The sequence below is a fragment of the uncultured Methylobacterium sp. genome (assembly GCF_964242245.1).
GTDB lineage: Bacteria > Pseudomonadota > Alphaproteobacteria > Rhizobiales > Beijerinckiaceae > Methylobacterium.
This window is the reverse complement of the sequence record NZ_CAXTBY010000024.1, coordinates 31,286-45,931: the sequence shown is the minus strand read 5'-3', so window position 1 is coordinate 45,931 and position 14,646 is coordinate 31,286. Positions and strand designations below refer to the sequence as shown.

Sequence of the window (14,646 nt, the reverse complement as noted above, 5' to 3'; positions counted from 1 at the left end):
AATCCGCGCTCGCCAAGGCCTACGGCGGCAACCCGCAGCTCAACGCGAGCCGGGCCGGCGTCCGCTCGACGGACGAGACCGTCGCCATCGCCAAGTCCGGCTACCGGCCGACCGCGAGCATCGAGGCCGACGTCGGAAGCCAGTACTTCGAAGGCCGGATCATGGGCCAGCAAGTTCGGCAGACGACGACGCCGGGGGGCGCCGGCCTCACCGTGAACCAGACCCTGTTCAACGGGTTCCAGACCGACAACAACACCCGCCGGGCCGAGTCGAACGTCTACAGCCAGCGCGAGACCCTGCGCTTCACCGAGATGTCGGTGCTGTATGCCGGCGTCCAGGCCTACATGAACGTCCTGAGCAACACCGCGACGCTCGAATTGAACCGCAACAACGTCGAGGTGCTGGAGGAGCAGCTCCGTCAGACCCGCGACCGCTTCAACGTCGGCGAGGTCACCCGCACCGACGTGGCGCAGGCCGAGGCGCGGCTCGCCGGAGCCCGCTCGCAGGTGAGCGCCGCGGAATCGGCGCTGCGCACCAGCATCGGCGTCTACCGCCAGAACATCGGCGTCGAGCCGCGCCAGCTCGCCCCCGGCCGCCCGCTCGACCGCTACGTGCCCGCCACCCTCGACGCCGCCATCGCCATCGGCCTCCAGGAGCACCCGCAGATCCTCTCGGCACTCCATGCGGTCGATTCGGCCGAGGCGCAGGTCAAGGTGCTGGAGGGTGCGCTCTACCCGCAGGTGAGCCTCCAGGGGCAGGTCAACCAGCGCTACGACCAGCAACTCGCCAACTCCAACGGCGTCACCGCCTCGATCGTCGGGCGCGTGACGATCCCGCTCTACCAGGGCGGGCAGGAATACGCGCAGATCCGCCAGCAGAAGGAGATCGTCGGCCAGACCCGCATCCAGGCCGATCAGGTCCGCGACCAGATCCGGGCGCAGGTCGTCGACTTCTGGGGGCGGCTGGAGGCCGCCAAGGCGCAGGTGATCGCCGCCCAGGCGCAGGTCCAGGCCAACGAGGTGGCCCTGAACGGCGTGCGCGAGGAGGCCCGCGTCGGCCAGCGCACCACCCTCGACGTGCTGAACGCGCAGCAGGAGCTCCTGAACTCCCGGGTGACGCTCATCACCGCCCAGCGCGACCGGGTGATCTACTCCTACGGCGTGGTCCAGGCGGTCGGCCGGCTGACCGTGCGCTACACGGCGGTGCCGGTGGCCGCCTACAGCGCCAAGACCCACTACGATCAGGTCAAGGACCTCTGGTACGGCGTGCGCTCCCCCGACGGGCGCTGAGCCGGCCCTGCCGCGGCGACGGCGTCCGGTCGGCGCGGCGACTCCGGGTTTCGACCGCTCCGCGTGGTTGTCACGGATAAGCGTGGCCGCAGAGCCATTTTCCCGCGGGACTGTGCTTCGAACGCGCTTGTCGCCGCGATTTCGCGTGGAATACTGCTGCGAACCGCCGATAAAGTCCCGTTCTCCCTTCCCGAGCGCCGTCCGGATGAGTGCAGCGAGCCCCAAGATTCAGGACAAGGCCGCCGAGAAGGCACACGAGCCGTCCATGGAGGAGATCCTGGCCTCGATCCGGCGGATCATCGCCGACGACCAGGCCGTGAAGCCGGCCGAGCCGGCGCCCCCGGCCCGGGCGCCCGCGCTCCAGAACGACGAGGTGCTCGACCTTGCCGATATGGTCGAGCCCGTGGTCCGTGAGCGCGCCCCGGCATCCAAAGCTGCCCCGAAGCCGGCACCGCTGGACATCGACGCCCTGGATTTCGATGCGATCGATTTCGACGCCATCGAGCCGGAGCCTGCCCCTCCGCCCCGTCCGGCCGCGCCCGAGCCGGCAGCGCCCGTCCCAGAGGCCGAGCCTCTGATCTCGTCGGCCGCAGGCGCCAGCGTCAACGGCGCCTTCAACCTGCTCGCCCACACGGTGTCCAGCAAGAATGCGCGCAGCCTGGAGGATCTCGTCCAGGACATGCTCAAGCCGCTGCTGAAGGCGTGGCTCGACGACAACCTGCCGGTGATGGTCGAGCGCCTCGTGCGCGCCGAGATCGAGCGGGTCTCGCGCGGGCGCTGAGGCTTCGGGGTCAGGCCGCCGCGGGGCCGTCGCTCGCGCGGGATGATCGTCGGTCGCGGGCGCTGGCTCCGCACGGCGGCCGCGCCGCCGCTGGCGAGCTTCATCGCGCGGGAGGCTTGCCCGAAGCTGGGTCGAGCGCCCTCCCGTGTTGACGCCACGGGCCCGACGGGTTGAAAGCGGGCCATCGCGACGCCGCCCCGTACGATTGGCCCCACGCCCCGATGATGGACAAGACCTTCGATCCCGCCGCCGCCGAGGCGCGCGCCAGCGCCGCCTGGGAGCAGGCCGACGCGTTCCGCGCCGGGCGGCCCGACCGCGCGGGCGCCGAGCCCTACTGCATCATGATCCCGCCGCCGAACGTCACCGGCTCGCTCCACATCGGCCACGCCCTCAACAACACGCTTCAGGACATCCTCGCCCGGTTCGAGCGCATGCGCGGGCGCGACGTGCTGTGGCAGCCCGGCATGGACCATGCCGGCATCGCCACGCAGATGGTGGTCGAGCGCCGCATGGCGGAGGCGCAGGAGCCCGGCCGGCGCACGATCGGCCGCGCGGCGTTCCTGGAGAAGGTCTGGGCCTGGAAGGCGGAATCGGGCGGCGCGATCGTCGATCAGTTGAAGCGGTTGGGCGCCTCCTGCGACTGGTCGCGCGAGCGCTTCACCATGGGCACCCGCGGGGCGCCCGACGACCCGATGGTCCGCGCCGTGACGAAGGTGTTCGTCGATTTGCACGCCGAGGGATTGATCTACCGCGACAAGCGCCTCGTGAACTGGGACCCGAAGTTCCAGACCGCGATCTCCGACCTCGAAGTGCAGCAGGTCGAGGTGAAGGGCCATCTCTGGCACTTCGACTATCCGGTGGTCGATGATGACGGCGCCGAGACCGGGGCGGTCATCACCGTCGCGACGACGCGCCCCGAGACCCTGCTCGGCGACACCGCGGTGGCGGTCCACCCGGAGGACGCGCGCTACGCGGCGCTCGTCGGCCAGCGCGTGCGCCTGCCGCTGGTCGGCCGGCTGATCCCCATCGTCGCCGATGAATACTCGGACCCCGAAAAGGGCACCGGCGCGGTCAAGATCACGCCGGCGCACGACTTCAACGATTTCGAGGTGGGAAAGCGCCACGGCTGCCGGCCGATCAACGTCCTCGATGCCGAGGCGCGCATCGCGCTCGACGGCAACAGTGACTTCCTGGCTGACGCGGTCCCCGAGCCGGCGGCGCTGGCGCTGCACGGCCTCGACCGGTTCGCCGCCCGCAAGCAGGTCGTCGCGCTGATGGAGGCCGCCGGCCGCCTGCGCACGATCGAGGCGAACACCCACGCCGTGCCGCACGGCGACCGCTCCGGCGTCGTCATCGAACCCTACCTCACCGATCAGTGGTACGTGAACGTCAAGCCCCTGGCCGAGCGCGCGCTCGGTGCGGTGCGCGACGGCCGCACCCGGTTCGTGCCCGAGAACGCCGAGAAGACGTTCTTCCAGTGGCTCACGAACATCGAGCCGTGGTGCATCTCGCGCCAGCTCTGGTGGGGGCACCAGATCCCGGTCTGGTACGATGCCGACGGCGGCATCTACGTGGCGGCCGGCGAGGCGGACGCCCGCGCGCAGGCGGCGGACAGGCACGGGCGGACGGTCGAACTGCGCCGCGACGAGGACGTCCTCGACACGTGGTTCTCCTCCGCCCTGTGGCCGTTCTCGACGCTGGGCTGGCCTCAGGCGACGCCGGAGCTCGCCCGCTACTACCCGACCGACGCGCTGGTGACCGGCAAGGACATCCTGTTCTTCTGGGTCGCCCGGATGATGATGCTCGGGCTCCACGTCACCGACGACGTGCCCTTCCGCACCGTCTACCTGCACACGCTGGTGCGCGACGCGTCGGGTGCCAAGATGTCGAAGTCGAAGGGCAACGTCGTCGATCCCCTCGGGCTGATCGATCAGTACGGCGCCGACGCGCTGCGCTTCACCCTCGCGGCGCTGGCAGCCCAAGGCCGCGACATCAAGCTCAGCCCGGCCCGCGTCGAGGGATACCGCAACTTCGCGACCAAGCTGTGGAACGCGGCGCGCTTCGCCGAGCTCAACGGCTGCGCCCTCGACCCGGGCTTCCGCCCCGAGGCCGTCCGGGAGCCGCTGAACCGCTGGGCGCTCGGCGAGGGCGCGCGTGCGGTGGCCGAGGTCACCGCGGCGCTGGAGGCCTACCGCTTCAACGACGCGGCGGCGGCTGCCTACCGCTTCGTCTGGAACATCTTCTGCGACTGGACCATCGAACTCGCCAAGCCGGTTCTGCAGGGGGAGGGCGTCGACGCGGCCGTGCGGGCCGAGACGCAAGCGTCGATCGCCTTCCTGATCGACCAGATCGCGAAGCTCCTGCACCCGTTCATGCCGTTCCTCACGGAGGAGCTGTGGGCGATCAAGGGCGAGGCCGTCCCCGGTCGCGGCCTGCTCGCCCTGTCCCCCTGGCCGGACCTGTCGGGCCTCGCGGATGCGCAGGCCGAGGCGGAGATCGGCTTCGTGGTCGATCTCGTCTCCGAGGTACGCTCGGCCCGCTCGGAGACCGGCGTGCCGGCCGGCGCGCAGGTGCCGCTCGTGCTGGTGGCCGCCGATCCGGCGGTGCGGGCGCGGATCGCGGCATGGCACGACACCCTCGTGCGGCTCGCCCGCCTCTCCGAGATCGGATTCTCCGACATCGCGCCGCGGAACGCGGTGCAGTTGCTCGTGCGCGGCAGCGTCGCGGCGCTGCCGCTCGAAGGCATCGTCGATCTCGCGGCCGAGGTCGCCCGCCTCCGGAAGGAGGCGGCCAAGGCAGAAGGGGAAATTCGGAAACTCGACGGGAAGCTCGGCAACGCCGACTTCGTCGCCCGCGCCCCCGAGGAGGTGATCGAGGAGAGCCGCGAGCGCCGCGAGGCCGAGGCCGACCGGCTGGCCAAACTCCGCGAGGCGCTGGCGCGGCTGACCGACCAGGATTCGTGATCCTGCGCCGGCTAGCCCAGGCGCTCGCCGGCCTCGTCGTCGCGCTCGTCCTCGCCGTCGTGCTCACGGCGCGGCCGGGCGATCCGGTCCTCTACCCGCCCACGGAGGCAGATCCGCAGACCATCCACGTGGTCAGCCACGGCTGGCACAGCGGCATCGTCCTGCCGCTGGCGGCGCTCACGGGCGACGGGGCCGGGCCGGCGCTGCGCGGCGTCGCCGTGCGGTTCCGGGCCTATCCCGCGATCGAGTTCGGGTGGGGCGAGGCGCGGTTCTACGCGGCGACGCCGACGCTCGCCGACTTCGACCCGCGGCTGGCGCTCGCGGCCCTGTTCACCCCCGGCGGCAGCGACGGCGTGGTGCAGGTGGTCGGCCTCGACGCGAATCTCCGCGCGCGCTTCCCGCAGGCGGAGATCGTGGTCGTGCCGGTGTCGAGCGCCGGTCTGCGCAAGCTCGTCGCCCGGCTGGAGGCGAGCTTCGCCCTCGACGCGGGCCGGCCCGTCGATGTCGGCCCCGGCCTGTACGGGCCGAGCCTGTTCTACCGGGGCGCGGGCCGCTTCTCCTGGACCAACGTGTGCAACCACTGGACGGCAGGGCTCGTCAACGCCGCCGGCCTGCCGGTGGCGCCGGTGCTCGCCACGCTGCCGCGCGGGCTGATCCTGGACCTTGCGTGGCGCTCGGGCGTGACGGCGCTGCCGTAGCCCTCAACAGGCTGCCACAACGGCAGGGAAGAGATCGCGCGAAACGCCGCGCGGCCCCTTCTGCCATAGGGGGAAGGTTGGGACGAGGGGCGTGAACCTCTCCGGTGAGTTCTCATCCCTCATCCTGTCCCTCTCCCGCTCAGGGTGTGGGGACCTGCCTCCCGTCCGGACAAGCATGCGCACGCGGTCGTCTCCCTGAACAGAACGGAAACCTGTCGAAACCGTAATCTGGCCGCCACGGGCGGGTCAGGGACCCGGCGTTAAGGAGGGTCCACGGGCGCCGCGACGCCGCCCCTCTCCGGAGATCCCCGCATGTCCGTTCCCCAGATCCGCACGCCTTCCCGCTTCAGCCGCGGCGCGCTCGCCTCCGTCGCCGTTGCCGCCCTCATGGCCGGCGGCGCGGTCGGCTCCGGCTCCCTCCAGCCCACGACCCCCGCCTTCGCACAGGCGCTGCCCAAGAGCCCGATCACCGCCCCCGAGCACCCGCCGGGGTCGTTCGCCGACGTGGTCGACACGGTGAAGCCCGGCGTCGTCTCGGTGAAGGTGAAGCTCGACGACACCGCCTCCAGCGATGACGAGGATGGTCCGGGCAGCCAGCCGGGTGGCAACCTCCAGACCGTGCCGCCGCAACTGCGCGAGTTCTTCAAGCGCTTCGGCCAGGGTGGGCCGAACGGCGCCCAGCCCGGCATGCCGCAGCAGCGCCAGGGCCAGCGCGGCGCCGTCGGCTCCGGCTTCATCATCTCGGCCGACGGCTACGTGGTGACCAACAACCACGTCGTCGACCACGCCAGGACCGTGCAGGTGACGCTGGACGACGGCCGCACGCTGGACGCCAAGGTGATCGGCAAGGATTCGAAGACCGACATCGCCCTCCTGAAGATCAAGGAATCCGGCAGCTATCCCTACGTGCAGTTCGGGCGCGCCGCGCCGCGGGTCGGCGACTGGGTGGTGGCGATCGGCAACCCGTTCGGCCTCGGCGGCACGGTGACGGCGGGCATCGTCTCGGCCCGCGGCCGCGACATCGGTGCGGGTCCCTACGACGACTTCCTGCAGATCGACGCGCCGATCAACAAGGGCAATTCCGGCGGCCCGACCTTCAACGTCAACGGCGAGGTCGTGGGCGTGAACACCGCGATCGCCTCGCCGTCCGGCGGCAGCGTGGGGCTGGCCTTCGCCATCCCCGCCGAGACGGTGCAGGCGGTGGTCGATCAGCTCCGCACCGACGGCAAGGTGGCCCGCGGCTACCTCGGCGTGCAGGTTCAGCCCGTCACGCAGGACATCGCGGAAGGACTCGGCATGGGCAAGCCCCGGGGGGCGCTCGTCGACCATGCCGAGGACGGCACGCCCGCGGCCAAGGCCGGCCTGAAGTCCGGCGACGTGATCGAGTCGGTCAACGGCAACCCGATCAACGACGCGCGTGAGCTGTCGCGCAAGATCGCGGGGCTGAAGCCCGGCGCCAAGGTCGAGATCGCGTACCTGCGCGGGTCGAAGGCGGACACGGCCACGATCACCCTGGGCGCGCTGCCCACGGACGGCACCAAGGTGGCGGCGAGCAGCGGGAGCGACAGCTCCGGCGGCCAGCCGCGTCTCGGCCTCAACCTCGCGCCGGCCGCCGATGTCGGACTCGCGGAGTCTGGCGTCGCGGTGGTCGAGGTCGATCCGGACGGCCCGGCCGCGGCCAAGGGCATCGAGCAGGGCGACGTGATCCTCGACGTCGCCGGCCGGAGCGTCTCGCGTCCCTCCGAGGTCGCCGAGCAGATCCGGTCGGCCGAGGCGAGCGGGCGCAAGGCGGTGCTGATGCGCGTCAAGTCCGCCAAGGGCGCGACCCGCTTCGTGGCGATCGCGCTCACGAAGGACAACGGCTGAGCGCGGCTTGGCGCGACGCCGGCCACCAGATCCGGCACCGGTGCGGTGCGGCGCGGGTATGGGTTTCGGCCACCGGCAGGCCGCGTCGCGAAGCGATACCGGGCCTCGACGGGGATGACTCGTTGAGGCTCGGGCCCTGCGCGTGCGGGGGGCAGCCATCGGCCGGACCTCATGGGTCATCACCCGCGAGACCGGGTATGTGGGGGATTGCGCGAGCCTCCGGTCCCTTCTCCGTGGCCGCCGCGCCCCGGGGACACGATGCGGCGTCCGAGGCCGGTCGGCGGTGGAACGATTCTTGAGTCCGGCCGGGCCGTGGTGTGACCGGGCAGGACGATGGCGTGGCTCGACTGGTCCGTTCCGCCAAGGGTCCCCACGGCGATCCGTGCTTCGTTCGACCGGACTGTCCGAGAGGAGCACTGCCTGCGGATCGAAGCACCGATCGCCGTGGGAGCCCTGAGGCGTGCCGCGGCGGGAGGGGATCGTCCGACGGCGGAATCCGGGCCCCGCAGGTTCGGAGCCCGATGCCGGACCTGAGAAGCCTCGAAGTGTTCTACTGGACGGCCTCGCTCAGCAGCTTCAGCCGGGCCGCGGAGCGGTTGAACACGACCCAGCCGGCGGTGTCCCAGCGCGTCGCGGCCCTGGAGCGGGCGTTCGGCCTCAGCCTGTTCGAGCGGCAGGCGCGCTCCGTGGCGCTCACCGCCAAGGGCCGCGAACTCCTGGTCTACGCCGAGCGCTTCCTGCGTCTGCGCACCGAGATGATGGGCGCCATCGCCGGCCCGGCCGCGACCACGGGCGTGCTGCGCCTGGGCGTCTCCGAGACCATCGTCCACACGTGGCTGATGCGGTTCATCGCGCGCATGGGCGAGGTCTACCCGGGCGTCGCCGTCGATGTCGCCGTCGACGTGTCGCCGATCATGCGCGACGCGCTGCTGCGGGGCGACCTCGACCTCGCCCTGCTGGTCGGGCCGATCACGATGCCGCGTCTCGTCAACCGGCCCCTGTGCAGCTTCTCCGTCGCCTGGATCGCGGCGCCCGGCCTCGCCTTCGGTCCGGAACCGGTGACGCTTGCCGAACTGGTGCGCCACCCGATCATCACCTACCCGAAGAACACCAACCCCTACGTGCAGCTCCACGAGCTCCTGGCCCGCTCGAACCTGCCGCCGCCCCGGCTCTACAGCAACGCCTCCCTCTCGACGATCGTGCGCATGGCGGTGGAGGGCCTCGGCGTCGGGGTGATTCCCCCCGACACGGTGCGCCGGGAGATCGACGCCGGCCAGTTGCGGGTGCTGCGGACCGAGGCGCGGCTGCCCGACATCGGCTTCACCGCGACCTACGCCAACACGCCCGATTGCGGGCTTGCCGCCGCCGCCGCCGGCCTTGCCGCAGAGGTTGCGGCGGGCTGGGCGCCGGCCGATGCATAAGCTGCCCTTATGCAAAACGATGCGAAATCATAATTCGCCAACGCATGCCGGCGATGCGATCATGCCGACCCGGGACCGTGGCGCCGTGCCCGATCCGGCCGGGTCGAGCACGGCCCCCAGGACGAAGGATTGGTGATGGCCGCCTCGGCGATCCTCCGGCCGCAAGACCCGGCGACGATGCGCGGGCACGACGCCCGCCTCGCCTGCCGCAGCGGCGCGATCCATGGCACCACCGGCGGCATCGCCCCCGGTTACGTCCAGGGCAACCTCGCGGTGTTTCCGACGGCGCTGGCCGACGACTTCCGGCGGTTTGCCGCGCGCAACCCGAAATCCTGCCCGGTCATCGGCGAGTCGGCGCCCGGCGCGCGGACGATCCCCGAACTCGGTCTCGACCTCGACATCGCCACGGACGTTCCGGGCTACCGCGTCTGGCGCGACGGCGTGGTGGCAGAGGAGCGCACCGAAGTCGCCGACCTGTGGCGCGACGACCTCGTCGCCTTCGTGATCGGCTGCTCGTACTCGTTCGAGGCGGCGATGGCGGAGGACGGCCTGCCGCTGCGCCACGTCGAGATGGGGGTCCGGGTGCCGATGTACCGGACCAGCATCCCTTGCGCGCCCGCCGGGCCGTTCGCCGGGCCGATGGTGGTGTCGATGCGCCCGCTCAAGCCCGCCCAGGCGATCCGGGCGGTGGAGATCACCGCGCGCTTTCCCGCCGTGCACGGCGCGCCGGTGCATCTCGGCTTCCCGGAGATGATCGGCATCGCCGATCTGGCGCGGCCCGACTACGGCGATCCCGTCCGGATCAGCGCCGACGAGATCCCGGTGTTCTGGGCCTGCGGCGTCACCCCGCAATCGATCATCGCGGCGATGCGCCCGGCCTTCGCGATCACCCACGCGCCGGGCTGCATGCTGATCACCGATCGCCTCAACGCCGAGTTCGCGGTCTGAGCCGTCCCCGCCCTCAACGCCTGGAGACCAAGCGCATGGTTCATCGTCGGAACGTTCTGGCCGGGGGCGCCCTCGCGCTCGCCGGCCTCGGGCTGCGGCCGGCCTCGGCCGCGGGCGAGGTGGTGGTCGGCGTGCTCTACGCCATGTCGGGCCCGAGCGGGCAGGTCGGCGTCGATGCCCGCCACGCCCTGGAGACGGCGCTCGACATCGTCAACGCCGACCATCCCGACATCGACCTGCCCAACGCCAAGGGCGCGGGGCTCGCGGGGCTCGGTGGCGCCAAGCTCCGCCTCGTGTTCGCCGACCACCAGGCCGACCCGCAGAAGGGCCGCGCCGAGGCCGAGCGGCTGATCACGCAGGACAAGGTCTCGGCGATCGTCGGCTGCTACCAATCGAGCGTCTCGGCCACGGTGAGCGCCACCTGCGAGCGCTACGGCGTGCCGTTCCTGTGCGCCGACTCGTCCTCGCCGAGCCTCACCCGGAAGGGCCTGAAGTACATCTTCCGCCCGGCCGCCAACGACGAGATGTTCTCCGCAGCGATGTTCGATTTCATGGATGGCCTGCGCAAGAAGGGCAAGACCATCGACTCGGTCGGCCTGTTCTTCGAGGACACGATCTACGGCGTCGACTCCTCCACCGTGCAGCGCAAGCTCGCGACCGAGCGCGGCTACAAGATCACCGCCGACGTCAAGTACCGGACCAACTCGGCCTCGCTGACCGCGGAGGTGCAGCAGATCAAGACCGCTGCCGCCGACGTGCTGCTGCCGACCTGCTACACCACCGACGCGATCCTGCTCACCAAGACCATGGCCGACCTCGGCTACAAGCCGAAGGCGATCATCGCCCAGGCCGCGGGCTTCTCCGAGAAGTCGGTCTACGACGCCGTCGGCGACCGCCTCCAGGGCCTGATCACCCGGGGAAGCTTCTCCCTCGACCTCACCGCCAAGCGCGCCTGGATCGCGACCGTCAACGCGCTGTTCAAGGCGCGGGCCGGGCGCGACCTCAACGACAACACCTCGCGCCAGCTCATGGGCCTCATCGTGCTGGCCGACGCCCTGGACCGCGCCGGCTCGACCGACGGGGAGAAGCTGCGCGCGGCGCTTGCTGCCACCGACATCCCGGGCACGCGCACCCTCATGCCCTGGTCGAAGGTCGCCTTCGACCAGGGCGGGCAGAACGCCTTCGCCGACCCGGTCCTGCTGCAGTACGTCGGCACGCAGTTCGTGACGGTGTTTCCCGAGGCCACCGCCGTCGCGGCCCCGCTCTGGCCGATGAACGCGTGACGCCCGCCGCCCCGCCCAGCACCCCGAGGGCTTCGCGATGACGATCCAGGCGCTGGCGCAGGTGCTGGCGAGCGGCCTGCTGACGGGGCTGCTCTACGCCCTGATCGCGGTCGGCCTCTCGCTGATCTTCGGCCTGATGGACGTGGTCAACTTCGCCCACGGCGAGTTCCTGATGGTCGCGATGTACGCGACCTTCGGCCTCGTGCTCGCCACCGGCCTCGACCCGATCGTGCTGATGCCGCTGGTGGCCGCCGTGATGTTCGTCTTCGGCGCCACAGCCTACCTCGGCGTGGTCCGCTTCGCCATGCGGGCCAGGGCCAACCCGGGCATGGTGCAGATCTTTGCGACCTTCGGGCTCGCGATCCTGCTCCAGGGCGCGGCGCAGTACCTGTTCACGCCGGACTACCGCAACGTGCAGAACACGTGGCTCGGCGGGCGCACCCTCGACCTTGCCGGCGTGTTCCTGCCGTGGCCGCAGATCTTCGGCGCGGCGGTGTCGCTGGCGGCGTTCGGCGGCCTCCATCTCCTGATGACCCGCACCGACTTCGGCCGCGCGCTGGAGGCGACCCGCGAGGACCAGGGCGCGGTGGCGCTGGTCGGCATCGACCGCAACCGGGTCTTCGCGCTGGGCTGGGGTCTGGGCGCGGCGCTGGTCGGCCTCGCCGGCGCGGTGCTGGCGGTGTTCTACTACATCCACCCCGGCGTCGGCGGCACCTTCGCGCTCATCGCCTACGTCACGGTGGCGCTCGGCGGCTTCGGCAGCGTCGCCGGCGCCCTGGTCGCCGGCCTCGTCGTCGGCCTCGTCGAGGCGATGACCACGCTGGTGCTGCCGCCCTCGCTGAAGTCGGTGGGCGTCTACGCCCTCTACCTCGTGGTGGTCTTCGCCCGCCCGCAGGGCCTGTTCGGAAGGCTGTAGATGAACACCGCGACCCTGCCGGAAGCCGCGCCCGCGACGAAGGCCTCGACGGCGCGCGAGGCCGCCGCCAAGGCGTTCTCGGGCGGGCGCCGGCGCAGCCTGATCGTCGGGGCCTTCGTCCTCGCCGGGCTCGCCGCACTCCCCTACGCCGTCACCGACGTCTACCTCCAGAACGTGCTGATCCTGACCCTGCTCTACGCGGCGGTCTCGCAGAGCTGGAACATCCTCGGCGGCTATTGCGGCCAGATCTCGCTCGGCCACGCGCTGTATTTCGGCATCGGCGCCTACGCGACGAGCGTCCTGTTCGTGACCTACGGCATCCTGCCCTGGGGCGGCATGGTGGTCGGCGGGTCGCTGTCGGCGCTGGTCGCGCTGGGCTTGGGGTATCCCTGCTTCCGGCTGGCCGGCCACTACTTCTCGATCGCCACCATCGTCATCGCCGAGATCGGCCTCCTGCTCGTCCACAACTGGGACTTCGTCGGCGGGGCGACGGGCATCCAGTGGCCGTTCAACCCGGATTCGTGGTGGACCCTGCAGTTTGCCCGCAACAAGATCCCCTACGTCCACTGCGCGCTCGCGCTCTTTGCCGTGACGTGGCTCGTCACCTACCTGATCGAGGAGTCGCGCTGGGGCTACGGCTGGCGCGCGGTGAAGGACGACGCGGTCGCGGCCCAGAGCCTCGGCGTCGAGGTGTTCCGCTCCAAGATGGCGGCCGGCGCGATCTCGGCCTTCCTCACGGCGGTCGGCGGCGGCTTCTACGCGGCCTACGTCTCCTACATCGACCCCGAGAGCGTGATGAGCTTCCGCTTCTCGCTGCTGTTCGCGCTGCCCGCCGTGCTCGGCGGGATCGGCACGCTGTGGGGCGCGCTGGTCGGCGCGGTGATCCTGATCCCGCTCACCGAGATCAGCCGGTCCTATCTCGGCGGCTCCGGCAGCGGCGTCGACCTGATGTTCTACGGGCTCCTCGTGATGGTGGTGGCGCTCGCCCGGCCCGAGGGGGTGCTCAGCCTGTTCCGCCGCACCCGCACGGCCCGCAGCGCGGAGGCGGCGCCGTGAGCGACCCCCTGCTGCGCATCGACGACGTCACGCTCGCCTTTGGCGGCCTCGTGGCCAACCGCGACGTCTCGATCGACGTGGCGGCGGGCGAGATCCTCGGCCTGATCGGGCCGAACGGGGCCGGCAAGTCGACCCTGTTCAACCTGATCTCGGGGGTCTACCGGCCGAGCCGGGGCCGCATCCTGTTCGAGGGGGCCGACATCACCGCCTTGCCCGCGGCCGAGCGCTGCCGGCGCGGGATCGCGCGCACCTTCCAGGTGCCGCGCTCGTTCGACTCGATGAACGTCGTCGAGAACGTCGTCGTCGGGGCGTTGGCCCGCCACGCGACCGCCGCGACCGCGCGCAGGGCGGCGCTGGAGACCCTCGACCGCGTCGGCCTCACCCACCGCGCGGGGGCGGTGGCGGGCGAGCTGACGCCGCCGGAGAAGCGCCGGCTCGAGGTCGCCCGGGCGCTCGCCACCGGGCCGCGGCTCCTGCTGCTCGACGAGGTGCTGACCGGGCTGACGCCCGGCGAGGCGCAGGCCGGCGTCGCGCTGATCCGCGAGGTCGCGGCCTCCGGCATCACCGTCATCATGGTCGAGCACGTGATGGAGGTGGTGATGCCGCTGGTCGACCGCGCCGTGGTGCTGCATCTCGGCGCCGTGCTGGCGCAAGGCGCGCCGGCCGCGGTGGTGCGCGACGACGCGGTGATCACCGCCTACCTCGGGGAGCGCCACCGTGCTGCTTGAGGTCGAGGGGCTGACCACCGCCTACAAGGGCCTGCTCGCGATCCAGGACATCTCCCTGGCGGTGGCCGAGGGCGAGATCGTCGTCGTCGCGGGCGCCAACGGCGCCGGCAAGTCGACGCTGCTGAAGTCGATCGCCGGGCAGGAGCGCCCGCGCTCGGGCAGCGTCACCTTCGACGGCGCGCGCATCGAGGGGCTGGCGGGCCACCTCATCACCGCCCGCGGCATCGCCTACGTGCCCGAGAACAAGCGGCTGTTCCCGCGGCTCTCGGTCGCCGACAACCTGCGGCTGGGCAGCTACCTCCACCGGTCCAGGGCCGACCGCGAGGCGCCGCTGGACCAGGTCTTCACGCTGTTCCCGCGGCTCAAGGAGCGCCTGCCGCAGCGCGCGGCCACGCTGTCGGGCGGCGAGCAGCAGATGCTGGCGATCGGCCGCGCCCTGATGACCCGGCCGCGGCTCCTGATGCTCGACGAGCCCTCGCAGGGGATCATGCCTAAGCTCGTCGATGAGATCTTCGCGGCGGTGACGACGATCCGCGCCACCGGCGTCACGGTGCTGCTCGTCGAGCAGCGGCTCTCCGAGAGCCTCGGCATCGCCGACCGGGCCTACGTGCTCCAGACCGGCCGGGTCATCCTGGCAGGCCCGGCGGCCGAGATCCGCGACGACCCCGAGGTGCGCCGCGCCTATCTCGGAATCTGA

12 protein-coding genes are annotated in these 14,646 nt (G+C 71.5%); all 12 read left to right on the top strand.

The features are described 5' to 3' along the window. Nucleotides 1–1,289 (top strand): TolC family outer membrane protein (locus tag ACFE8Y_RS08205; protein ID WP_375463902.1); only part of this gene is annotated, 1,289 nt, incomplete at its 5' end. Between the two features lie 205 nt (nucleotides 1,290–1,494). Further along, nucleotides 1,495–2,070 carry a PopZ family protein gene (locus tag ACFE8Y_RS08200; protein ID WP_375463901.1) on the top strand — a complete coding sequence of 192 codons (576 nt, stop codon included), beginning with the start codon at nucleotides 1,495–1,497 and terminating at the stop codon, nucleotides 2,068–2,070. Between the two features lie 221 nt (nucleotides 2,071–2,291). Then, the gene (locus ACFE8Y_RS08195; protein WP_375463900.1) at nucleotides 2,292–5,033 is read left to right on the top strand and encodes a valine--tRNA ligase; all 2,742 of its coding nucleotides are present in this window, start codon (nucleotides 2,292–2,294) and stop codon (nucleotides 5,031–5,033) included. Next, nucleotides 5,030–5,731: a DUF2459 domain-containing protein gene (locus tag ACFE8Y_RS08190; RefSeq protein WP_375463899.1), complete on the top strand. Its 702-nt coding sequence runs from the start codon at nucleotides 5,030–5,032 to the stop codon at nucleotides 5,729–5,731. Before ACFE8Y_RS08195 ends, ACFE8Y_RS08190 begins: the two co-directional genes overlap by 4 nt. A gap of 312 nt (nucleotides 5,732–6,043) precedes the next feature. Beyond that, entirely contained in the window at nucleotides 6,044–7,597 is a 1,554-nt protein-coding gene (locus ACFE8Y_RS08185; protein WP_375463898.1) for a Do family serine endopeptidase, read from the top strand. Nucleotides 7,598–8,118: 521 nt separating this feature from the next. Further along, a complete protein-coding gene (locus ACFE8Y_RS08180; RefSeq protein WP_375463897.1) occupies nucleotides 8,119–9,018 on the top strand; it encodes a LysR family transcriptional regulator in 900 nt (299 codons plus the stop codon). 135 nt (nucleotides 9,019–9,153) lie between these two features. After that, the gene (locus ACFE8Y_RS08175; protein WP_375463896.1) at nucleotides 9,154–9,966 is read left to right on the top strand and encodes a putative hydro-lyase; all 813 of its coding nucleotides are present in this window, start codon (nucleotides 9,154–9,156) and stop codon (nucleotides 9,964–9,966) included. Nucleotides 9,967–10,001: 35 nt separating this feature from the next. After that, a complete protein-coding gene (locus tag ACFE8Y_RS08170; protein WP_375463895.1) occupies nucleotides 10,002–11,249 on the top strand; it encodes an ABC transporter substrate-binding protein in 1,248 nt (415 codons plus the stop codon). Nucleotides 11,250–11,286: 37 nt separating this feature from the next. Next, on the top strand, nucleotides 11,287–12,165 hold the full coding sequence (locus ACFE8Y_RS08165) for a branched-chain amino acid ABC transporter permease (RefSeq protein WP_375463894.1): 879 nt from the start codon (nucleotides 11,287–11,289) through the stop codon (nucleotides 12,163–12,165). Beyond that, nucleotides 12,166–13,221, top strand: a complete 1,056-nt coding sequence (locus ACFE8Y_RS08160; protein WP_375463893.1) for a branched-chain amino acid ABC transporter permease — start codon at nucleotides 12,166–12,168, stop codon at nucleotides 13,219–13,221. Then, nucleotides 13,218–13,949 carry an ABC transporter ATP-binding protein gene (locus ACFE8Y_RS08155; RefSeq protein WP_375463892.1) on the top strand — a complete coding sequence of 244 codons (732 nt, stop codon included), beginning with the start codon at nucleotides 13,218–13,220 and terminating at the stop codon, nucleotides 13,947–13,949. The genes ACFE8Y_RS08160 and ACFE8Y_RS08155 overlap by 4 nt, the downstream gene beginning before the upstream one ends. After that, nucleotides 13,939–14,646: an ABC transporter ATP-binding protein gene (locus ACFE8Y_RS08150; RefSeq protein ID WP_375463891.1), complete on the top strand. Its 708-nt coding sequence runs from the start codon at nucleotides 13,939–13,941 to the stop codon at nucleotides 14,644–14,646. Before ACFE8Y_RS08155 ends, ACFE8Y_RS08150 begins: the two co-directional genes overlap by 11 nt.

Excerpts from the sequence above, each read along its gene's own strand:
- ACFE8Y_RS08160 (WP_375463893.1), top strand. The coding sequence starts at position 12,166 with ATGAACACCGCGACCCTGCCGGAAGCCGCGCCCGCGACGAAGGCCTCG.
- ACFE8Y_RS08195 (WP_375463900.1), top strand. The coding sequence starts at position 2,292 with ATGATGGACAAGACCTTCGATCCCGCCGCCGCCGAGGCGCGCGCCAGC.
- ACFE8Y_RS08180 (WP_375463897.1), top strand. The coding sequence starts at position 8,119 with ATGCCGGACCTGAGAAGCCTCGAAGTGTTCTACTGGACGGCCTCGCTC.
- ACFE8Y_RS08200 (WP_375463901.1), top strand. The coding sequence starts at position 1,495 with ATGAGTGCAGCGAGCCCCAAGATTCAGGACAAGGCCGCCGAGAAGGCA.
- ACFE8Y_RS08170 (WP_375463895.1), top strand. The coding sequence starts at position 10,002 with ATGGTTCATCGTCGGAACGTTCTGGCCGGGGGCGCCCTCGCGCTCGCC.
- ACFE8Y_RS08185 (WP_375463898.1), top strand. The coding sequence starts at position 6,044 with ATGTCCGTTCCCCAGATCCGCACGCCTTCCCGCTTCAGCCGCGGCGCG.
- ACFE8Y_RS08175 (WP_375463896.1), top strand. The coding sequence starts at position 9,154 with ATGGCCGCCTCGGCGATCCTCCGGCCGCAAGACCCGGCGACGATGCGC.
- ACFE8Y_RS08165 (WP_375463894.1), top strand. The coding sequence starts at position 11,287 with ATGACGATCCAGGCGCTGGCGCAGGTGCTGGCGAGCGGCCTGCTGACG.